The sequence below is a fragment of the Anianabacter salinae genome (assembly GCF_019061145.1).
GTDB classification, from domain to species: Bacteria; Pseudomonadota; Alphaproteobacteria; order Rhodobacterales; family Rhodobacteraceae; genus Anianibacter; species Anianibacter salinarum.
Map to the genome: position 1 here is coordinate 760,074 of NZ_JAHQZS010000002.1, position 21,630 is coordinate 781,703.

The following is a 21,630-nucleotide window of genomic DNA, read 5'->3' on the forward strand; positions in this document are numbered from 1 at the left end:
TCAGTCTCCCTGTTGGCCTTCCGGGGCCGCGCGCGGTTGGCCGGGCGCAGAACGGCGCCGAGCTGGTGCGTCACCTCACTGTCGGGCGGCGCTCTACCGGGGTCGGCACCGGGCGCGACATCGGACGGCCCATCCGCGACACCCTGCCCGTCAGAGCGTCACAGCCTCGCCGGTCAGCGCCGATTGCTGCGCGGCAAGCCCCATCGCCACGGCGCGGGCGCCATCCGCCAGTGTGACCTCGGGCGCCGCCTCACCGCGCACCACGGCCAGAAAGCGCTCGTGCTGGTAATAGGTCGAGCCGTTGTGATCGCCCGCAGCCAGAAGCGCGGGGTCCACCGGCATCGGGATGCGCCTTGGCCCCTTGGGGTCGCGCGGGCTGACGATGAGTTCGGGCACCGGCGGCGCGCCCAGATGATCCGGCCAGAACCGCGTCGGCCCCGGCACCCGCGCCTCGATCTTGCCGCGCGGGCCGACGGCAGAGATTTCCTCCTGATACTCCGACCCTTCGGCGAACATGCACAGTTCCAGCATCGCCCGCGACCCGTTGGCAAAATCCAGGAGCACATAGCCCGCGTCCCAGATATCCGGGCGCTCGCCGCCGTAATCCTCATCCATGTGGTTCGCGACCTGCCCCGCGCTGGCCATGACGCGCACCGGTTCGGAATGCAGGATCAGGCGCATCAGGTCGAAGAAATGGCAGCATTTCTCGACCAGCGTGCCGCCCGAGTAGCGGTTGAACCGGTTCCAGTTGCCGACCTTGGGCAGGAACGGAAAGCGGTGCTCGCGGATCGACAGCATCTTGACGCCGCCGGTGGTCAACTCGGCCTCGGCCACCAGCCGCGCGACAGGCGGCATGTAGCGGTATTCCATCGCCACCCAGATCGGCGCGGGATACGCGACCTCGAGCGCGGCCAGTCGGTCGGCGTCGGTGGGATCGGTGTAGATCGGCTTTTCCACCAGCAGGGGCAGCGGGTTCAGCTCGGCGATGCGGCGCAGCTGCGGCAGGTGCAGATGGTTCGGCGAGGCGATCAGCAGGCAATCGAGATCGCCGCGCGTCACCAGCCCCTCGAACGTCTCTTCCCGCGCGGCGCCGCCTGCCAAGGCCATCGCGGCAGTTGCCATCCCCGCATCCGGCTCATAGATCGCCGCGACTTCGGCGCCGTCCAGAAGGGCGATGTTGCGGATATGCTCCTGCCCCATCATGCCTGCGCCGATGATCCCGTAGCGGACCGTGTCTGCCATGTGCCTGCGTGTCCTTACTTGATGCGTGAAACGTATGTGGCGACGCCCGCGTCGAACCATGTGCGCGAGGCTTCGCAGCTTGCGCCGGTCTGGTCCCAGCTGACGCGCTCGATATGGCCGCACGGCGCGCCTGCGGTCAGCGCAAGGCCGGTGCCCCAGCCGGGCATCTCGCCCACGCCGATCCTGTCCTCGGCCCGCGCGATCCACAGGCCCAGCCGCGCCTTGTAAAAGGCGTAGAGCGATTCCGACAACTGGTCCTTGCGCAAGGTCGTGGCACGGGACCCATCGAGCCAGATTTCCTCGTAGGCGGCAGGCTTGCCGCCCAGCCGCCTAAGGCGCCGGATGCGGTGGCCTTCGGTGCTGGTCCCGAACGCGGGAAGATCCTCGGGCTTGGGCAGGCGATCGACGCTGAGAACCTCGGCGGTCGGAAGCCCGCCGCCGCCGATCAGCTCCAACCGAAAGAACGCATAGACGCCAACCGGTTCCGCGCCTGCGCGAATGTAATTCCCCGACCCGTGGCGCCGGTCCAGCAGCCCCTTGGCCGACAGATCGTCCAGCGCCTTGCGCAAGGTGCCGACCGAGATGCCAAGGCCCTGCGCCATGTCCCGCTCGGGCGGCAGACGCTCGCCGTCCAGCACCCGGCCAGCCTGAATGTCGCGGATCAGCATTTCGCTGATCTGGACATAGAGCGGCAGGGAGGTGGGGCTGGGCATGCGAGTCGCTCTGAAAATTGATACAGGATTGATGCATATTTCCGGCGGTGCTACGCAAGGGGAAATTCCATAGCGAAGGACAGGGAATCGATGACCGTCGTCCCCATCACCTCTCCCGATCTCGATGCCTCCGAGGTGTCGTGGTTTTCCGCCCTGTGTTCAGACGATTACCAGTTCCTCGGCGTACCCGACGACGACCTGCGATCCAGCTGGGAGCATTGTTCGGCCATCGTGAAACGGGCCGAAGCGCAGGGGTTCCGCAACATCCTGTGCCCGTCGTCCTATCAGGTCGGTCAGGACACGCTATCCTTTGTCGCGGGCTGTGCGCCGATCACAGACAGCATCAACTTTCTGGCTGCGGTGCGCTGCGGCGAGATGCAGCCGATCATGCTGGCCCGCACGCTGGCGACGCTGGATCACATGCTGAAGGGGCGGTTGACGGTCAACATCATCAGCAGCGATTTCCCCGGCGAGAAGGCCGACAGCGGCTTCCGCTACCAGCGCTCGCGCGAGGTGGTCGAGATCCTGAAGCAGGCGTGGACGCAGGACCGCATCAATTATTCCGGCCAAGTCTATGATTTCAAGGATGTCTGGACCGACCCGGCCAAGCCCTACCAGCAGAACGGCGGCCCGCTGATGTATTTTGGCGGCTACTCCCCCGACGCGCTGGAGCTGTGCGGGCAACATTGCGACGTCTACCTGATGTGGCCCGAAACCAAGGACATGCTGGCCGAACGGATGCAGGCGGTTCATGCTGTGGCCGAACGCTATGGGCGCACGCTCGACTACGGGCTGCGCGTCCACATGATCGTGCGCGACACCGAGGCCGAGGCGAAGGAATACGCCGAATTCATCGTGTCGAAGCTGGACGACGAATACGGCCAGTTGATCCGCGAGCGGGCGCATGATTCAGGCTCGCTCGGGGTGTCGCACCAGACGCGCGCGCGCGAATTGGCCGACCAGTTCGGCTATGTCGAGCCGGGGCTCTGGACAGGCATCGGGCGGGCACGGTCGGGCTGCGGGGCTGCGCTGGTCGGATCGACCGACCAGGTGCTGTCGAAGATCGAGGACTACCGGAAGATGGGCATCCGCGCCTTCATCTTCTCGGGCTACCCGCATCTGGACGAGGCAGAGCATTTCGGAAAACGCGTGATGCCAGAGTTGAAAACCTGCTCGTTGCCCCATGTCTACGGGCGGGTGCCGGACGGCACCCCGGCAACACCACTCGGGAACGGAGCAAGGGTCTGATGGAACGGGTCAGGATCGCGGACGGGCTGGATTTCAGCCGCATCGTCTATGGCATGTGGCGCCTTGGCGACGATGCCGACACTTCGCCCGCCCATGTGCAGGCCAAGATCGAGGCTTGCCTTGCGCAGGGCATCACCACGATGGATCAGGCCGACATCTACGGCGGGTATGAGGCCGAGGCGCTGCTGGGCGCCGCGCTGAAAGCCGCGCCGGGCCTGCGCGACAGGATCGAGATCGTCACCAAGTGCGACATCGTCGCCCCGGCGGGCCGCCACTCGGGCGCGCGGGTCAAGCACTACGACACCTCCGCCGACCACATCGCCACCTCCGTCGATGCCTCGCTGTCGCTGATGGCGATCGAGCGGATCGACCTTCTGCTGATCCACCGCCCCGACCCGCTGATGGATCATCATGAGACAGGCCGCGCGCTGGATGCAGCCGTCGCAAGCGGAAAGGTGCGCGCTGTCGGTGTGTCGAACTTCCGCCCGTGGGACTGGAAGCTGCTGCAGTCGGCAATGGAAACACCGCTGGTGACGAACCAGATCGAGCTGTCGCTGAAAGCGCATGACGGCTTCACCAACGGTGATGTCGCGTTCCACCAGCGCAAGGGCGTTCCGATGATGGCATGGTCGCCGCTGGGCGGCGGCGATCTGGTGCGCGGGGATGAGACCAACCCGGGCCTGCGCCGCGTCATCAGCACTGTGGCCAAGGCGCATGGCGTCGATGCGGCGGCGGTGGCTGTTGCATGGCTGCTCCGGCACCCGTCGATCATCCTGCCGGTCATGGGCACCAACAGCCTGTCCCGGATCGCGGCGCTCGGCGATGCCTTCAAGGTCGACCTTGACCGCCAGACATGGTTTGAGCTGTATCAGGCTGCCTTGGGTCACGAGGTGCCATGACCGACCAGAGCGGGACGCCCAGACCGATGCAGACGATCACGCCCTCGCCCGACGATCCACGCGCCCTGCGCGATGCGCTGGGGCGGTTCGCGACCGGCGTGACCGTCATCACCACAGCATCGGACATCGGCCCGCTGGGCATCACCGCCAACAGCTTTGCCAGCGTGTCGCTGGACCCGCCCTTGGTGCTGTGGTCGCCCGCCCGGGCGTCCAAACGCTTTGCCGCCTATGCCGAGGCCAAGCACTACGCGATCCATATCCTTGGGGCCGAACAGGAAGAGCTTTCGCGGCATTTCGCAACGCAAGGCTCTGATTTCAGTGGCATCGACTGGGCGCCGGGCGCACATGAGACCCCCCTGATCGAAGGCTGCCTAGCCCGGTTCGAATGCACGCCCGTTGCGGTGCATGACGGCGGCGATCACGTCATCGTCGTGGGCCGGGTCGACCGCGCAAGCTGGCGCGACGGTGCGCCCTTGCTGTTCCTGTCGGGCACGTTCGGGCGGTTTGCCCGCCCCGACTGACCTAACGGAAACGGACTGTTGCCCAGACGGCGCTTGCCTTTGGGTCAGGATGAGCGCGCAATCAACGTGGTTGGGTCTGTCCGGAGACAACTCATGGCTGTTTGGTTTGCCTCTTTGCGCGGGATGCCCCTGCGCGCCGCGGTTGCTGCGGCTGCGACGGTTTGCGCGATCGAGGTGGCGGCGGACAGTTTGCCCGCGCCGCTGACGGATACCGATTTCAATGCCTTCGATCCGGCGCAGGCCGATCTCGGGCAGCTTCTGTTCTACGACAAGATCCTGTCGGGCAACCGCAACATTTCCTGCGGGACGTGCCATCACCACACCTTTGGCGGCAGCGACGGCGTGTCGCTTGCCATCGGCGAGGGCGGTCAGGGGCTTGGCCCCGAGCGCCGTGTCTCGGCAGGGCCCGACCTGCCGGTAGAGCGTGTGCCGCGCAACGCGCCCGCGCTGTGGAACCTCGGCCACCGCGAGGTGTCGGTGCTGTTCCATGATGGCCGCCTGACCGTGAACCCGGACCTGCCCAGCGGGTTCGAGACGCCCGCCGGGGCGAAGACCCCGCTTGGCCTGTCCTCGATCCTCGCCGCACAGGCGCTGTTCCCTGTGACGTCGGCGACCGAGATGGCCGGGCAAGGCGCCGAGAACCCGATCGCCACCGTCACGTCACAGGATATCGCTGGCGTCTGGCCGATCCTGGAAGAGAGGGTGCGCGCGATCCCGGCCTATGCCGACCTGTTCGCCGCCGCGTTCGACGATGTGGCCGCGCCGGATGACATCACCATCGTCCACATCGTGAACGCCATCGCCGCCTTCATCGGCACCGAATGGAAGAACCACGACAGCCCCTTCGACCGCCATCTTGCCGGCAACACCGACGCACTGGGCGAAGACGCGCGCCGCGGGATGGACCTGTTCTTCGGTGAGGCCGCTTGCGCCACCTGCCATTCCGGCCCGCTGTTCACCGACCAGTCGTTCCACGCGCTTGCCCTGCCCGCATTTGGCCCCGGCAAGGTGCATGAACCGGGCAAGGCGCCTGTCGATCCGGGCCGCGCCTTCAAGACCGCGCAGCCCGACGACGCCTACCGCTTTCGCACGCCCATGCTGCGTAACGTCGCGCTGACCGCGCCCTACGGGCACAACGGCGCCTTCGAGACGCTGGAAGGGATCGTGCGCCACCATGCCAACCCCCTGGCCTCGCTTGCCCGGTGGGAACCGCAGGCCGCGCGCCTGCCGCAGGTCGAGGGGCTGCAGGAGGTCGATTTCGCTGTGCTTGAGGATCGCCCCGAACTGCTGCGCGAACGCTCGACGTTCGACATCGCCCCGGTCGCCCTCACCCGGCGCGACGTGGACGATCTGGTGGCCTTCTTGAACGCGCTGACCGGCGAGACGGCAGAGGCATTGCCGCGCGGCGTGCCAGAGCGGGTGCCCTCGGGTCTGCCTGTCGACTGACCCGGCGGCCCTGCGACGACTGGCGCGCTGTGCAGCGCCGCGCGATGGGCTAGGTGCGAGGGGAAGTAGCCCCGGAGCGCCCATGCTTCTTTCCGTCGAGACCCTGACCAAGACCTACCCCGCCGAGGGCGGCCGCCTGACCGTTCTCGACGGCATTTCGATGTCGCTGGACGCCGGGCGCACGTTGGCCCTGACCGGGGAAAGCGGATCGGGCAAATCGACGCTGTTGCACCTGATCGGCGGGCTTGATGTGCCCGACGCTGGCCGCGTGATGGTGGACGGCACCGATATCGCCGCGCTGGACGACAAGGGCCGCGCGGCGCTGCGGCGCGGGACGGTCGGCGTGGTGTTCCAGCAGTTCAACCTGATCCCCTCGCTCGACGTGTCGGCGAACATCGCCTTTCAGGCGCGGCTGGCCGGGCGGCATGACCCTGCTTGGGACGCGCGGCTGGCCCGTGCGCTGGGGCTTGAGGACCAACTTGGCAAGTATCCAGAGGAATTGTCGGGGGGTCAGCAGCAGCGCGTTGCCATCGGCCGCACGCTGGCCGCGCGCCCGCGCCTGATTCTCGCGGACGAGCCGACGGGCAACCTTGACGAGGCGACGGGGGACCGCGTGCTCGACCTGTTCCTGCAGCTTGTCGCGGAAACCGGCGCGGCGCTGCTGACAGTCACGCATTCGGGCCGGCTGGCGGCGCGCATGGACGCGCAACTGGTGCTGTCACAGGGCCGCGTGGCATGATCCGCGCGGGGCTGAGCGCACTTCTGTCGCATTGGCTGCGGCGGCCGTTCCAGTTGGTGACGCTGGTCACCGGGCTGGCGCTGGCGACCGCGCTCTGGTCTGGGGTGCAGGCGATCAATGCCGAGGCGCGCGCCAGCTACGATCAGGCCGCCGAAACGCTGGGCGAGGCACGCTATCCGCAGATCGTGCCGGACGGCGCCGATTTCCCGCAAGCGGACTATGTCGGGCTGCGCCGCGCGGGCTGGCCGGTGACGCCGGTGATCGAGGGCCGCCTGCGCGCGGGCGGGCAATCGGTGCGGCTGATCGGGATCGACCCGCTGACCGCCCCTGCAGACATCGCACCCGACACGGTCGAGGTCGAGACGGACCTTGCAGGCTTCATCACGCCGCCCGGCCTTCTTTATGCCAACCCCGAGACGGCGCCCGCCCTGTCCGGCCTCGGGCTGCGCGTCGTCCCTGCCGCCTCTGTGGCACCGGGAACGGCAATCGGCGACATCGGCATCGTGCAGGGGCTTCTGGGTCAGCCGGGCCGCCTGACGCGCCTGATCCTGACAGGCGACGCACCGGGCACGCCGCTGCAGGACATCGCGTCCGGTCTGACCCGCCGCGCCCAGGCCGAGAGCAACGACATCGCCCGGCTTACCGACAGCTTTCACCTCAACCTGACCGCCTTTGGCCTGTTATCCTTCGCGGTCGGGCTGTTCATCGTGCACGGTGCCATCGGTCTTGCCTTCGAGCAGCGCCGCCCGGTGTTCCGCACGCTGCGCGCGCTTGGGCTGCCGCTGCGCACGCTGATCGGGCTTCTGTCGCTGGAACTGGTGATCCTTGCGCTGGTGTCGGGCGGGATCGGCATGGCGCTGGGCTATCTGATCGCGGCGGCGCTGTTGCCGGACGTGGCCGCGACGCTGCGCGGGCTTTACGGTGCTGACGTGTCGGGGCAGTTGTCGCTGCGGCCCGCGTGGTGGGCGGCGGGGATGGTGATCGCGCTTCTGGGCACCGCAATCGCGGCGGCCGGAGCGTTCTGGCGGGTCGCGCGCCTGCCGCTTCTCGCCTCGGCGCAGCCCCGCGCCTGGTCGCGCGGGTCCGCAGCCGGGCGGCTGGCCCAAGGCGCGGCGGCGGCGGCGCTGGGACTGGTCGCGCTGGGGCTGGCCCTTGTCGGCAGCGGCCTTGTGGCCGGGTTTGTCCTCTTGGGCGTGCTTCTGATCGCGGCAGCGCTGGCCTTGCCGCTGGTGCTGCACGGGGTGCTGGTTCTGGCGGCAGGCGCGGCGCGGGGCGCGCTGCCGCAATGGTTCTGGGCCGACACGCGCCAGCAGCTTCCCGGCCTGTCGCTGGCGCTGATGGCGCTGCTTTTGGCACTGGCGGCCAATATCGGCGTCGGCACGATGGTGCAAAGTTTTCGCGCGACCTTCACCGGCTGGCTGGACCAGCGACTTGCGGCAGAACTCTACGTCCGCGCCAGCGATCCGGCCGAGGCCGAGCGCCTGTTGGCCTATCTGGACGGGCGTGTCGACGCGGTGCTCCCCATCGTGTCGGTCGATGCCGTCGTGATGGGCGCCCCGGCCGAGATTTTCGGCGTCGCAGATCATGCCACCTACCGGGACAACTGGCCGCTCTTGTCCGCGCTGCCCGATGTCTGGGACCGCGTGGCACGCGGCGAGGCGGTGCTGGTCAACGAACAACTCGCGCGGCGCGAAGCGCTGGCCCCCGGCGATCCGCTGCCCCTGCCCGGCGGCGACACCCGCACCATCGGCGGCGTCTACAGCGACTATGGCAACCCGCTGGCACAGGTGCTGATCGGGCTGGACGCGTTCCGCGCGCGTTATCCGGACGCGCCCGAATTGAACTTTGGCTTGCGCCTGCCCGCGCCGGACGCCCCCGCCCTGCAGCGCGCGCTGACGGACGAGGCCGGCATCGCCCCCGACCAGATCACCGACCAGCAAAGCCTCAAGCGGTTCTCGCTAGGCATCTTCGAGCGCACCTTTGCCGTCACCGGCGCGCTCAACGTGCTGACGCTTGCCGTCGCGGGCTTTGCGATCCTCACCTCGCTGCTGACCCTGTCCACGATGCGCCAGCCGCAGTTGGCGCCGGTCTGGGCGCTGGGGCTGACACGGGCCAGCCTTGCCCGGCTGGAGATCCTGCGCGCGCTGTTCCTTGCGCTTGTCACCTTCATCGCCGCGATCCCGGTGGGGCTTTTGCTGGCCTATGTGCTGCTGGCGGTCATCAACGTCGAGGCGTTCGGCTGGCGCCTGCCGATGCAGGTGTTTCCCGGCGACTGGCTCTGGCTAGGGGCGCTGTCGATGCTTGCAGCGCTGCTGGCCGCGCTTTGGCCCGCGCGGCGGCTGGCGCGGACGCCGCCTGCGGAACTTCTGAAGGTATTTGCGAATGAACGCTAAGGGTTACTCTATCGCCCTGATGTTCTGCGCGAGCTTTGCCGAGGCCCAAGGGTTTGCCGGTCTCGGCACCGACGCAGAAGGCTTCGCGATGCCGGATGCCGGGTATGAGTTCGAGTTTCCAACCGATCACGGCCCGCATCCCGCCTACCGGATCGAATGGTGGTATCTGACCGCAAACCTCGACGGCGCGGACGGGCAGACCTACGGGATGCAGTGGACGCTGTTCCGATCGGCACTCGCCCCCACGGAAGGCGATGGCTGGTCCAGCCCGCAGATCTGGTTCGGCCATGCGGCGCTGACGACCAAGACCGCGCATTTCGCCGCCGAACGCTTCGCGCGGGGCGGCATCGGTCAGGCAGGCGTGACGGCAGAGCCGTTCGAGGCGTGGATCGACGACTGGCGGCTTTCCGGCCCGTCGCTGTCGGATGTCTCGCTGCGCGCGGGCGGCGAGGAGTTCGGCTACGATCTGACTCTCAAGACGGACGCGCCCTTCGTGCCGCAGGGCGAGAACGGCTATTCGGTCAAGGCCGCCAGCGGGCAGGCCAGCCACTACTATTCGCAGCCCTTCTACGAGGTCTCGGGCACCCTGGCCTTGCCGGACGGACAGGTGGAGGTGACGGGGCAAGGCTGGCTCGACCGCGAATGGTCATCCGAGTTGCTGGCGCGCAGCCAGGAGGGTTGGGACTGGTTCTCGCTGCATTTGGGCGGCGGCGCCAGGCTGATGGGCTTCGTGTTGCGCGACGATGCGGCGGGCGACTACACCTCTGCCACGTGGATCGCGCCAGACGGAACGCCGACGCCCTACCCGGACGGGGCGTTCACGGCGGAACCTTTACGCGCGGCCGAGGTGGCGGGCCGCGACATCCCGGTTCGCTGGCGCCTTAAACTGCCGGGTCAGGCGCTGGACGTCGAGGTGACGGCAGTAAACGAACAGGCGTGGAACCCGCTGGCCTTTCCCTACTGGGAGGGGCCGGTGACAGTGACAGGCAGCCACGCCGGACGCGGCTATCTGGAGATGACGGGATATGAGTGAGTGGTTCGAGACGCTGGACGGCCTGCATGCGCGGCTCTGGCAAAGGCTGGCACGCGGCGCGGCCGATGCGAAGGCGCCCGAGCGCCATCTGGTGATGGCGACCGCCGGGCTGGACGGCGGCGCCGAGGCGCGCACCGTGGTCTTGCGCAGGGTCTCCGAAAGCGACGCCCTGATCGAGGTGCACACCGACGCCCTGTCGCGCAAGGTCGCGGAACTGGCCGCCGATCCCCTTGCCGCCTTCCACGTCTGGAACCCGCGCCAGCGCCTGCAGATCCGCCTGCGCGCGCAGGCCGAGGTCATCACGGGCACCGCGGTGGCCGAGACCTGGGCCAGGGTGCCCGACGCCTCGCGCGGGGCCTATGGCACGGTTCCCGCCCCCGGACAGCCGATCCCGCAGGGCGATGCTTTTATCCGCCAGCCGCAGATGGAGCGTTTCGCCATCCTGCGCGCCCATGTGCAGGACATCGACGTGGTGCATCTGGGCGAGGCGCAGCACCGCCGCGCCCGGTTCCAGCGCGAAGGCGGCTGGCAGGGCGAATGGCTTGCCCCGTGACGTTGCCGCGCCGCTGATCTAGGACAAGCGCCATGGAAACCGCCGCCATCCTCTTTACACTCCTCATGACCGCCCTCTGGGTCGCCGCGATCGGCGGCGCGCTGTGGATGGGCTGGATCCTGGCCGCCCTCATCATCGCGCTGCTGCCGCTCGGGCTATACTGGGTGTTCCGAGGGTCCGCCCCGCCGGGGCAGGCGGACAAGGACGACACCACGACACACAAGGCGCCCCGCGATGAATGATCCCCTGCCCCTGACCCGCGACGTGGTGTTCATCGGCGGCGGGCACACCCACGCCCTTGTCCTGATGCGCTGGGGAATGAAGCCCCTGCCCGGCGCGCGCCTGACGCTGATAAACCCCGGCCCGACCGCGCCTTATACCGGCATGCTGCCCGGCCATATCGCCGGGCACTACCCGCGCCCCGCGCTCGACATCGACATGGTGCCGCTGGCCCGGCACGCGGGGGCGCGGCTGATCCTTGGGTCCGCCTGCGGCATCGACCGCGACCGGCGGCGGGTGATCCTGACGTCCGGGCGCGAGGTGCCCTATGACATCGCGTCCATCGACATCGGCATCTCGTCCGATCTGCCGCCTGCCTTCGACGGGGTAGAGCATACCGTCCCCGCCAAGCCGCTTGGCGCTTATGCCGATGCCTGGGCCGCCTTTCGCGCGCGCGCCTTGGCGGGCGAGGCTGCGCCCGAGATCGCGGTGATCGGCGGCGGGGTCGGCGGGGTGGAGCTGTCGATGGCCATGGCGCATGCGCTGCGCCAGGATGGCCACGCGCCGCGCGTCACGGTGCTGGACCGCGGCGCCGCCCTGCCCGGCCTTGGCGCGCGGGCGCGGCGCAAGCTGGCGGCGGCGATGGACGGCCTTGGCGTCACGCTGCTTGAGGATACGCCCGTCGCGCGCGTCACCCCGGATGCCGTCGAGACTGCAGACGGCACGCGGATCGCCAGCGCCTTCACCGTTGCGGTGGCGGGCGCGCGGCCCCATGGCTGGCTGGGCAGCACTGGCCTGGACCTCGACGGCGGCTTTGTCTCAGTCGATCCGATGCTGCGCAGCTGCGATCCGGCGATCTACGCCGTGGGCGACTGCGCGCATCTGGCCCATGCGCCGGTGGTCAAGGCAGGCGTCTATGCGGTGCGGCAGGCGCCGGTCCTCCATCACAACCTGCTCGCAGACCTGACCGGGCGCCAGCGCAAGAGCTACCGGCCGCAAAAGGATTACCTCAAGCTGATCTCGATGGGCGGCAAGACGGCGCTGGCCGACAAGTGGGGGCTGGGGCTGTCGGGCGCGGTCCTGTGGCAGTGGAAGGACCGCATCGACCGCACCTTCATGGACAAGTTCGACGCGCTGGAGCCGATGGCGCCGCCGCCCCTGCCGCGCGATGTGGCCGCCGGGGTGCGCGCCGAGGTGCAGGGCGGCAAGCCGATGTGCGGCGGCTGCGGGGCCAAGGTCGGCGGCGGCGTGCTGCGCGCAGCGCTGGCCGATCTGCCGACCGCCGGGCGCGATGATGTCGAGACGCGCGTGGGCGACGATGCCGCCGTGTTGCGCGTCGGCGGCGCGCGGCAGGTGCTGACCACGGACCACCTGCGCGCCTTCACCGCCGATCCCTGGCTGATGACCCGCATCGCGGCGGTGCATGCGATGGGCGATGTCTGCGCGATGGGCGCCGCGCCGCAGGCTGTGCTGGCCACCGTGATCCTGCCGCGCATGACAGAGGCGATGCAGCGGGACTGGATGGCCGAGATCATGGCCGCGGCGGCAGAGGTGTTCGGCGCGGCGGGCGCCGAGATCGTCGGCGGCCACAGCTCGGTCGGGGGCGAATTGACCGTGGGCTTCACCGTCACCGGCCTGCTGGACGGCCCCGCGATCACACTTGGCGGTGCGCGTGCGGGCGACGCGCTGATCCTGACGAAACCCCTCGGCAGCGGCACGATCCTGGCCGCCGAGATGGCATTGTCCGCGCGCGGCGGCTGGGTCGCGGCGGCGTGGGACGCGATGCAGACCCCGCAGGGCGCGGCGGCAGCGATCCTGTCCGGCGCTCACGCGATGACCGATGTCACCGGCTTTGGCCTTGCAGGGCATCTGCGCGGCATCTGCGATGCCTCGGGTCTTGGCGCGCGGCTGCGGCTGGCGGACGTGACCCTGATGGACGGGGCCGAGACGCTGGCAGCACACGGCGTGCGCTCCACGCTCTATCCCGCCAACGTAACGGGCGCGGGCATGGTGACGGGCGCCGAAGGGGCGCGCGGGGCGCTGCTGTTCGATCCCCAGACAGCGGGCGGACTGCTGGCCGCCGTTGCGGCGGACACCGCAGAGACCCTCGTGCATCGCTTGAAGGATGCAGGGTATCCCGCTGCCATCATTGGCGAAATGACCGAAGGCGCGCCCGTTATCGACGTTGTCTGACTGTCACGCCAGCGCGGGATCATGCGGCGCAAGGCAGCGCAGCAGGTCCCCCGCAACCCGGTCGAGATCGTCCTCGTCCAGCGTCCTGGCCTCTGCCTCGCCCAGCAGCTTCAGCGACTTGCCCGACCGCCACGCCGCATAGCGCGGATCATAGTGTCGGGCCATCAGGTCGGCTGCCAGCGGCTCGAACCGCCCGTCCGCGACCATCGCCTGCCAGCCCTCGACCACCTCGCGTCCCTGGTGCGGGATCAACTGCGCCAGCGTGTCCGTCAGCGCCGCTCGGTCCTCGATGACATCGGCATAGGCGCGCGTCAGGTAGCGCGCCCGCGCGTCCAGAGGTGCCGCCACCCAAAGCCGGGGCGCATCCTTCATCGCGCCCCAGATGGCGGGCGGGACCAGGAGGTTGCCGACCTTGGCGCTTTCCGCCTCGACCACCACGGGGCGCGCAGGGTCCAGCACGTCAAAGGCATGGGCCAGCGTGCCCTCGAACCATTTCTGCGACGGCTGCCCGCCTGCGCGGTGCCCCAGTACCGACCCGCGATGATTGCCCGCGCCTTCCAGATCGACGACCTGCGCGCCGCGCGCGGCCAGCCGGTGCAACAGGTCGGTCTTGGCGGTGCCGGTGTTGCCATCCAGAAGGATCAGCCGGTGCGGCAGGTCGCGCCGGTGCAGCGCGTCGACGACAAGGCGGCGATAGGCCTTGTAGCCGCCCGCCACGGTCGCGCTGCGCCAGCCGACGGCGGCAAGGATCGTGGCGAACCCGCCCGACCGCTGCCCCCCGCGCCAGCAATAGACCAGAGGCCGCCAGCCGCCGTCCTTGTCCGCAAGCGCCGTTTCCAGATGGTGCGCGGTGTTGCGCGCCAGGATCGCCGCGCCGATCTTGCGCGCGACGAACGGGCTGTCCTGCACATAGATCGTGCCCACCTCTGCCCGCTCGGCGTCCGAGAACACCGGCAGGCTGATCGCGCCCGGAACATGATCCTCGGCGTATTCCGAAGGCGAGCGCACGTCGATCACCGTGTCGGCGTCCGGCTTGCGAAATTCGGCGAGGGTCTGGATCTGGCGCTGCATTGCCGGGGTCTAGCCCAGCGGCGCAGGCTCTGGAAGGGCCTCGATCACCGCGTTCGCCATCGCAAGGCCGGATTCGTAGGCGTGTTCTGCGTCGCGCCCCAAGGCCCAGTCCCCGCCCAGCAGGAACGTCGGAGCGACAGCGAGGAACGGCGCGCCCAGCGGCACCTCGCAGCGCGCATAGAGCCAGCGGTGCCCGTGCGCGCTGTCCGGGGGCGGCAGGTCCAGCCCCAAAGCGCCTTGCGCCTCGGCCAGCAGGCGCTGCGCCGCCTCGGGCCTCGTCAGGTCCAGATGCGCGCAGGTCCAGTCGGGCGTGGCATGCAGGACAACCGCACAAGGCGCGGCCGGGCGGCCCGGCTTCGACGCCATCACCTGCACCGTCTCGATGACGCCGCCGGGGTGCAGAAGATCGCCCTGCACCGGCGCACCCCCGTCCCATGCCAGCATGGCCGCCCATTGCGGTGCCATCCGCACGGCGTGCAAGCGCGCCGCCTGCGCGGGCACCAGGTCGGCGGCCTGTGCAGGCGGGACCGTGCAGATCACCGCGCGGAACGGGCCATGCCGGGCGCCGCCCTCATCTGTCAGGTGCCAGCCGCCGTCTTCTGTGACGGACATGATCCGCACCGATTGATGCAGGCGAACCACTGGCGGAAGATCCACGAAGGGCGCCTTCATCTCAGGCACGCCGACAAAGCTGTCCGATTGCACGGGCCAGCGCGCCGCCGTGCCCGCGCCAACCGCAAGCTTCAGCGCGGCGGCGAAGGCCGGGCGTTTGGCGGTCAGGCGGGCGGCGCCATGATCGAACATCACGTCGCCCCCGCGCCGCGTCGCCAGCCGCCCGCCCGGTCCGCGCCCCTTGTCGAAGACACAGGCAAGGTGCCCGGCAAAGGCCAGGTGCCGCGCCGCCGTCAGGCCCGCAAGGCCCGATCCGATGATTGCGATCATTCCTGCACCCCCGTTTGGATTGATGAAGTATTGCGTTCGGCCTAGCGCCGAACTGACGCATCGTCTGCACCGGAACATGGAGCGCGCCCAGAGACATACCAGGTGCATCCACACTTTGAAGTCCCTGCGCAAGCCGGCCCTCTCGACGCGAGTTTCCCGGACCCCGGCAGCCAGACGGGGCGCGTGACGGGGCGATTGTTCAACGCCGCCTGCTTGCACCTGCCGCAGCCCGGGTCGTCGGGCTGGCGATAGTGCCCGCCCTGCCCTTTTTCAGGAAACCTGCACAGACTTTTCCGCGTTAAGGTGCAAGCGGGCGTAGGCTCACCTTGGCGGGCGGCCCCCACAGCCCCGCGCAACACCCCGGAGATGCCATGGCGCGCGTTCCCCTGCTTGTCTTCAGCGACCTCGACGGCACGCTGCTGGACCACGACAGCTACAGCCATGACGCGGCGCTCCCCGCGCTTGCCGCGCTCTCGCGGATCGGCGCGCCGCTGGTGCTGGCCTCGTCCAAGACCGCGCCCGAGATCGCCGCGCTGCACCGCACGCTGGGTCTTGGCGACACCCCCGCCATCGTCGAGAATGGCGCCGCCGTGATGGTCCCCGGTCAGCCCGAACAGACGACAGCCTACGCCGCCCTGCGCGCGGTCCTCGACGATCTGCCGCCAGCCTTGCGCGCCGGGTTCCGCGGCTTCGGCGACATGACTGACGACGAGGTCGCGCGCGTGACCGGCCTGCCCGCGTCCGCTGCCGCCCTCGCCCGCAACCGCGCCCATAGCGAGCCGGGCCTCTGGACCGGCACCGACGCCGCGCGCGCCGATTTCCTGAGAGAGCTTGCACAGCGCGGTGTGACCGCCCGCGAAGGCGGCCGTTTCCTGACGCTGTCGCGCGGCGGCACCAAGGCGGACCGCATGGCCGGGATCACCGAACGATACGCCCCCGCGCTGACCCTAGCGCTTGGCGACGCGCCCAACGACGCCGAGATGATCGAGGCCGCGGACCGCGGCGTGATCGTGCGCAACCCGCACGGCCCCGGCGTGCCATCCCTGCCCGGCGAGACGACCGGCCGGATCATCCGGACCACGAAAACCGGCCCCGAAGGCTGGAATGACGCGGTCCTGTCGGTCATAGCTGACCTGAACGAAACGCGGAGCGGCACCTGACATGGCGGATTTTCACCAGAACGGCAGCATCGCCCAGTTTCACAACCTCCGGCAGCGCCCCCTCGACGAGCTGACGTACGAGCTGGAGACGTTTGCCCAGACCCGCAAGATCGCGCTGATCCTGCCCTGCCTCTACTCGGAGCTGGACGGCCCGGCGATCGGCACCATCGTGAACGAGCTGAAATCGGTGCGCTACCTGCACCGTATCGTCATCGGCCTCGACCGCGCCGACGAGGCGCAGTACCGCCACGCGCGGCGGTTCTTCTCGGCGCTGCCGCAGGACCATGTGGTGATCTGGAACGACAGCCCCCGGATGCTGGACCTGCAGCGCCGCCTCGACTCGATCGGCCTTGCGCCCGACGAGCCCGGAAAGGGCAAGAACGTCTGGTCCTGCATGGGTTACCTGATGGCCTGCGCCGATGCGGCGGTGATGGCGATCCACGACTGCGACATCGTCACTTACGAGGCCGGGATGCTCGCGCGCCTCGTCTATCCCGTCGCGAACCCGAATTTCCCCTACCAGCTGTCCAAGGGCTTCTACCCGCGCATCGGCGACGGCAAGCTGAACGGCCGTGTCACCCGGCTTCTGGTCAGCCCGCTGCTGATCGCGCTCAAGAAGGTGATCGGCGACCGCGATTACATCGACTACCTGCGCTCGTTCCGCTACCCGCTGTCGGGCGAATTCGCGCTGCGCACCAGCGTCCTGCCCGACCTGCGCATTCCCTCCGACTGGGGCCTCGAGATCGGCGTTCTGTCCGAGGCCTGGCGCAACCTGGCCCCCCGCGCCGTCTGCCAGGTGGAACTGTCCGACGCCTACGACCACAAGCACCAGGCGCTGTCGCCCGATGACGCGCAGGCGGGTCTCAACCGGATGTCGACGGACATCTGCAAGGCGATCTTTCGCAAGCTGGCCGCCGATGGCGCGGTGTTCACCCCCAACGTGTTCCGCACCCTCAAGGCGACCTATTACCGCTCGGCCCTCGACCTGCTGGAATTCTACTACCACGACGCACGGATGAACGGCCTCACCCTCGACCGCCATTCCGAAGAAGCCTCGATCGAGATGTTCGCCGAGAACATCGTGACCGCAGGCCAGATCTTCCTCGACAATCCGCGCGAGACGCCGTTCATCCCGACCTGGAACCGGGTACACGCCGCCGATCCGGCGCTGATGTCCGATTTCCGCGCCGCCGTCGCGGCCGACATCGCGGAGTTCGACTGAGACATCTGAGACATCGCCCGCTCCCGATCATCCGCGACCGCCCCCCTGCATCTTTGGTCCTACAAATACCTCCGGGGGGTGAATTGGCCGAAGGCCAAGAGGGGGGCAGAGCCCCCCTACCCCCCGCGACGCCGAAGGCGGCGCAATACTAAAGCTCGGACGCCAAAGGCGGCGCAAAATCATGGCGCCGACGCCAAAGGCTGCGCAAGACGGGTGACTTCCCGCGCCCCGCTCAATGCAGGTTGGTGATCCAGCGGCACTGGTAGGGCGCCATCTCGATCATGTCGCCGCCGATCCGCTCGCCGGTCAGCACATCGACCCAGTCCTCGTCCGCGATCAGGTTGATGTCGCTCACCGCGACCTTCACCGTTTCGGCGCTCACGTTGTGGAGCGCAAAGATCGACTGGTCGCGGTCCAGCGATTGCCGCCAAAGCCCAAAGATCCGGCGGTCCAGACCCAGCGTGAAGTTCGTCGCGTTGGGATGGAACGCAGGCTGGCGGGCGCGCAGGCGGATGCGGCGGGACAATTCTCCCAGCACCCGCGACTGGTCGCTGGCCGGATCGTCCAGCCGCTCAGCAAGCGCCGGATAGTCCCATTTGTGCCGGTTGATCGCCCGGTTCATCCCGCGCCGCGCGACCGCTTCCTGATCGTTCGGCGTGGCCAGAAGCGCATGGATGTAGAAGGCCGGGATGCCCTCCATCGCCATCACGATGGTCTGGGTGCACAGGAACCGCTCCAGATGATGCGCATCCTCGCCCTGATAGGTGCGCGCGGTGGCGGCGAAATAGCTGGTGTTGACCTCATAGGGCGCCTCGCCCCCGCCGGGCAGCGCGCGCATCGACACCAGGCCCCCGCTTTCGCGCACCGTGTCGATCATGCGGGCGATCTCGTCCTGCGGCAGCAGGCCCTCAGCGGGGCGCATCCCGATGCCGTCATGCGAGGCGGTGAAGTTGAGATAGGCGCAGCCCATCGGCGCGGGCGGCATCGCGCGTTGCCAATCCAGCAGATACCGCGCCGTGCCCGCCATCACCGCATGCAGGATCAGCGGCGGCAGCGGGAAGTTGTAGACGACATGCGCCTCGTTGCGATTGCCGAAATAGCTCAGGTTCTCGGCCTTGGGCACGTTCGTCTCGGTCAGCAGGATGACCGTCTCGGTCGCGTAATCCGCCAGCAGCCGCAAGAGTTGCACCACCGCATGGGTTTGCGGCAGGTGGATCGAGGGCGTGCCGATCACCTTCCACAGGAAGGCCACCGCATCCAGCCGGATGATCCGCACGCCCATGTCGACATGCAGGCGGATGATGCGCAGGATCTCCAGCAGCACCTCGGGGTTGCGGAAGTCGAGATCGACCTGGTCGTGGCTGAAGGTGCACCAGACATGGCGCGTGCCGGTCGCCGTCTCGACCTCGCGCAGCAGCGGCGAGGTGCGCGGGCGCACCACCGCCGACAGGTCGTCCTCGGGCGAGGCTTCGACGAAGAAGCGGTCGAACGGCGCCTGCCCCTGCAGGTAGGCGTTGAACCACGGCCCCTGGCTGGAGACGTGGTTCAGCACGAGGTCAGACATCAGGTGAAACCGCTCGCCGATGCGGCGGATGTCGGCCCAGTCGCCCAAAGCGGAATCGACCCGCCGGTAATCGGTGACGGCAAAGCCGTCGTCCGAGGTGAAGGGAAAGAACGGCAGGATATGCACGCCGTTGATAACGCCCTTGACCCGCGTGTTCAGGAAATGATGCAGCAGGTCCAGCGGCTTGTGGCTGCCATCGACGATGCTGTCGCCGTAGGTGATCAGCACCGCGTCACGCTCGGACCACAGCCTGTTGCCCGCAGTGCGCGGCCGCTTGCGGCGGTGGGTGCCTTCGGGCCAGAAGGCGTCGATCACCTGGCTGGCGAGGATCGAGGCGTCGAGATCGGGATAGATCCGCCCCAGAAGCGCGACAAGGCGGTGCGCCATGCCGTCCGGCCCCGAGCCGCCAGGCGCCCCTGATTTGTCTTTCACGGACTTGTCCATGCCTCGACCCTAGGATCAGGCCGCACGGATCGTCCAGCATAACGGGCAGGACCCGGCGGCAGAGGCCGTTGCGATCCGGCCCGGTGCCGAAACTTCAGGCAATGGGTGAACCGGCGCGGTCAGGCGCCGTTCGTGGACAAGCCCGCCAGAAGATCGTCCTTGCCCAGTTGGCCGATGAGCGCGCCGTTTTCCTCGACGCCCAATGGCAGCGTCGATCCGATCAGCCGGTCCATCCCGTCGCGGATCAGCATGTCGGCAGGCACCGTGCCGTCGGTCTTGCCCGCCACCGGCTTCATCAGGTCGCGCGCGCGCAGCACGCCCAGCGGGTTCATGTGCTGCACGAACTCGGCGACGTATTCGTTGCGCGGGTCGCGGAAAATCTCTTGCGGGGTGCCCGCCTGCACGATGCGCCCGCCTTCCATGATGGCGATCTTGTTGCCCAGCTTGAACGCCTCGTCCAGATCGTGGCTGACGAAGATCAGCGTGCGCCGCAACTGCTGCTGCAATTCCAACAACTCGTCCTGCAGCTTGGTGCGGATCAGCGGGTCGAGCGCCGAGAACGGCTCGTCCATCAGAAGGATCGGCGCCTCGGTGACGAAGGCGCGGGCAAGGCCGACGCGCTGCTGCATGCCGCCCGACAATTCGCCGACGCGGCGTTCGGCCCAGTCGGACAGCCCGACAAGGTCAAGCTGCTTGTCGATCCGCTCATTCGCCTCGGTCTTGGGCGTCCCGGCCAGTTCGAGGCCAAGCCCCACATTCTCGCGCACCGTGCGCCAGGGCAGCAGGCCGAACTGCTGGAACACCATGGCGATGTTGTGCATCCGAAGCCGCCTCAGCGTCGCGGGATCGGCGCGGGTGACGTTCACCATGCCGTCGCCGTCATGGACGCTGACCGAGCCGCGCACCACCGGGTTCAGCGCGTTCACCGCACGCAGAAGCGTCGACTTGCCAGAGCCGGACAGGCCCATCAGCACGAGGATTTCGCCCTCTTCCACGTCGATGCTGCAATCGTGCACGCCAAGGATCTGGCCCGTGGCGGACTGGATTTCCCCGCGTTCCTGCCCCTTGTCCATCAGCGGCAGCGCCACTTGCGGACGCTCGCCAAAGACGATCGAGACATTCTCTATCCTGACGGCGACGCTCATTTCCGGGCTCCCACATTCAGGATGCGGTCAAGCATGATCGCGACCACCACGATGACGAAGCCCGATTCAAAGCCAAGCGCGGTGTTGACCGAGTTCAGCGCCCGGACCACCGGCACACCCAGCCCGTCCGCACCGACAAGCGCGGCGACGACGACCATCGACAGCGACAGCATGATCGTCTGGTTCAGGCCCGCCATGATCTGCGGAAACGCGTAGGGCAGTTCGACCTTGAGAAGCGTCTGGCGCGGCGTGGCGCCAAAGGCACGCGCGGCTTCCAGCAAAGGCTGCGGCGTCGAGGCGACGCCAAGATAGGTGAGCCGGATCGGCGCAGGCAGCACGAAGATCACCGTGGCCAGCAGCCCCGGAACCATGCCGATACCAAAGAACACGATGGCCGGGATCAGGTAGACGAAGGTGGGCAGCGTCTGCATCAGGTCGAGCACGGGGCGCAGGTAGGTGTACATCCGCGGCCGGTGCGCGGCGGCGATGCCGATGGGCACCCCGATCGCCATGCACACGACGCAGGCCGACAGCACCAGCGTCAGACTTTCCGTCGTCTCCTCCCAGTAGCCCTGGTTGAGGATGAACAGGAAGCCCAGCAGCACGAAGAGGCAGGTCTTCCAGTTGCGCTGAAGAAACCATGTGATGCCGATGAAGATGGCGATCACGACCAGCGGGCTCGGCGTCTGAAGCACCCACAGGATGCCGTCGATCATCGAGGACATCACCGTAGAGATGCCGTCGAGGATGAATTCGCCGTTGTCACGGACCCAGTCGAAGATGGCCTTGGCCGTCTTGCCCACCGGGATCTTGTACTCCGTCAGCCACTCCAAACCGTGTATCCCCCGATGTCCCGTCGCCCGATATGGGTCCCGTCCCGCGC

At 68.3% G+C, this 21,630-nt stretch carries 19 protein-coding genes; 12 read left to right on the plus strand and 7 right to left on the minus strand.

Annotated features, from left to right (window positions below):
- Positions 1-150 precede the first annotated feature (150 nt).
- Both KTJ87_RS08315 and KTJ87_RS08320 read right to left on the minus strand, forming a co-directional pair.
- Positions 151-1,242: a Gfo/Idh/MocA family protein gene (locus tag KTJ87_RS08315; RefSeq protein WP_267138631.1), complete on the minus strand. Its 1,092-nt coding sequence runs from the start codon at positions 1,240-1,242 to the stop codon at positions 151-153.
- 14 nt (positions 1,243-1,256) lie between these two features.
- Positions 1,257-1,955, minus strand: a complete 699-nt coding sequence (locus KTJ87_RS08320) for a GntR family transcriptional regulator (RefSeq protein WP_267138632.1) — start codon at positions 1,953-1,955, stop codon at positions 1,257-1,259.
- 90 nt (positions 1,956-2,045) lie between these two features.
- Here KTJ87_RS08320 and KTJ87_RS08325 point away from each other — a divergent pair, with 90 nt between their 5' ends.
- From KTJ87_RS08325 to selD, 10 genes are all read left to right on the plus strand, one after another.
- Positions 2,046-3,203: an LLM class flavin-dependent oxidoreductase gene (locus KTJ87_RS08325; RefSeq protein ID WP_267138633.1), complete on the plus strand. Its 1,158-nt coding sequence runs from the start codon at positions 2,046-2,048 to the stop codon at positions 3,201-3,203.
- Complete coding sequence (locus KTJ87_RS08330; RefSeq protein WP_267138634.1) at positions 3,203-4,102, plus strand: aldo/keto reductase; 900 nt, start codon at positions 3,203-3,205, stop codon at positions 4,100-4,102. The genes KTJ87_RS08325 and KTJ87_RS08330 overlap by 1 nt, the downstream gene beginning before the upstream one ends.
- Positions 4,099-4,623, plus strand: a complete 525-nt coding sequence (locus tag KTJ87_RS08335) for a flavin reductase family protein (protein WP_267138635.1) — start codon at positions 4,099-4,101, stop codon at positions 4,621-4,623. The genes KTJ87_RS08330 and KTJ87_RS08335 overlap by 4 nt, the downstream gene beginning before the upstream one ends.
- A gap of 93 nt (positions 4,624-4,716) precedes the next feature.
- Positions 4,717-6,069, plus strand: coding sequence for a cytochrome-c peroxidase (locus tag KTJ87_RS08340; RefSeq protein ID WP_267138636.1), 1,353 nt, complete (start codon positions 4,717-4,719; stop codon positions 6,067-6,069).
- 82 nt (positions 6,070-6,151) lie between these two features.
- On the plus strand, positions 6,152-6,808 hold the full coding sequence (locus KTJ87_RS08345) for an ABC transporter ATP-binding protein (protein WP_267138637.1): 657 nt from the start codon (positions 6,152-6,154) through the stop codon (positions 6,806-6,808).
- On the plus strand, positions 6,805-9,201 hold the full coding sequence (locus KTJ87_RS08350) for an ABC transporter permease (protein ID WP_267138638.1): 2,397 nt from the start codon (positions 6,805-6,807) through the stop codon (positions 9,199-9,201). The genes KTJ87_RS08345 and KTJ87_RS08350 overlap by 4 nt, the downstream gene beginning before the upstream one ends.
- On the plus strand, positions 9,191-10,234 hold the full coding sequence (locus KTJ87_RS08355) for a lipocalin-like domain-containing protein (RefSeq protein WP_267138639.1): 1,044 nt from the start codon (positions 9,191-9,193) through the stop codon (positions 10,232-10,234). The genes KTJ87_RS08350 and KTJ87_RS08355 overlap by 11 nt, the downstream gene beginning before the upstream one ends.
- Positions 10,227-10,787 carry a pyridoxamine 5'-phosphate oxidase family protein gene (locus KTJ87_RS08360; RefSeq protein ID WP_267138640.1) on the plus strand — a complete coding sequence of 187 codons (561 nt, stop codon included), beginning with the start codon at positions 10,227-10,229 and terminating at the stop codon, positions 10,785-10,787. The genes KTJ87_RS08355 and KTJ87_RS08360 overlap by 8 nt, the downstream gene beginning before the upstream one ends.
- A gap of 32 nt (positions 10,788-10,819) precedes the next feature.
- Entirely contained in the window at positions 10,820-11,029 is a 210-nt protein-coding gene (locus tag KTJ87_RS08365; RefSeq protein ID WP_267138641.1) for a hypothetical protein, read from the plus strand.
- The gene (gene selD / locus KTJ87_RS08370; RefSeq protein WP_267138642.1) at positions 11,022-13,199 is read left to right on the plus strand and encodes a selenide, water dikinase SelD; all 2,178 of its coding nucleotides are present in this window, start codon (positions 11,022-11,024) and stop codon (positions 13,197-13,199) included. Before KTJ87_RS08365 ends, selD begins: the two co-directional genes overlap by 8 nt.
- A gap of 3 nt (positions 13,200-13,202) precedes the next feature.
- Here the strand turns inward: selD and mnmH are convergent, their stop codons facing one another.
- Positions 13,203-14,270, minus strand: coding sequence for a tRNA 2-selenouridine(34) synthase MnmH (gene mnmH / locus KTJ87_RS08375; protein ID WP_267138643.1), 1,068 nt, complete (start codon positions 14,268-14,270; stop codon positions 13,203-13,205).
- A 9-nt stretch (positions 14,271-14,279) separates the two neighbouring features.
- Positions 14,280-15,212 (minus strand): NAD(P)/FAD-dependent oxidoreductase, encoded by a 933-nt coding sequence (locus KTJ87_RS08380; protein ID WP_267138644.1) that lies wholly within the window; start codon positions 15,210-15,212, stop codon positions 14,280-14,282.
- A gap of 371 nt (positions 15,213-15,583) precedes the next feature.
- On the opposite strand from KTJ87_RS08380, the gene KTJ87_RS08385 reads away from it, so the two are divergent.
- On the plus strand, positions 15,584-16,372 hold the full coding sequence (locus KTJ87_RS08385; RefSeq protein WP_267138645.1) for an HAD-IIB family hydrolase: 789 nt from the start codon (positions 15,584-15,586) through the stop codon (positions 16,370-16,372).
- A 1-nt stretch (position 16,373) separates the two neighbouring features.
- Complete coding sequence (locus KTJ87_RS08390; protein ID WP_267138646.1) at positions 16,374-17,594, plus strand: glycosyltransferase family protein; 1,221 nt, start codon at positions 16,374-16,376, stop codon at positions 17,592-17,594.
- 232 nt (positions 17,595-17,826) lie between these two features.
- On the opposite strand, the gene KTJ87_RS08395 is transcribed toward KTJ87_RS08390, so the two are convergent.
- The 3 genes from KTJ87_RS08395 to choW all read right to left on the minus strand — a co-directional run bounded on the left by KTJ87_RS08395 (position 17,827) and on the right by choW (position 21,580).
- A complete protein-coding gene (locus KTJ87_RS08395) occupies positions 17,827-19,545 on the minus strand; it encodes a sugar phosphorylase (RefSeq protein WP_267138759.1) in 1,719 nt (572 codons plus the stop codon).
- Between the two features lie 176 nt (positions 19,546-19,721).
- Positions 19,722-20,747, minus strand: a complete 1,026-nt coding sequence (choV, locus tag KTJ87_RS08400; protein WP_267138647.1) for a choline ABC transporter ATP-binding protein — start codon at positions 20,745-20,747, stop codon at positions 19,722-19,724.
- Positions 20,744-21,580, minus strand: a complete 837-nt coding sequence (gene choW, locus KTJ87_RS08405; RefSeq protein ID WP_267138648.1) for a choline ABC transporter permease subunit — start codon at positions 21,578-21,580, stop codon at positions 20,744-20,746. The genes choV and choW overlap by 4 nt, the downstream gene beginning before the upstream one ends.
- Positions 21,581-21,630: the final 50 nt, after the last annotated feature.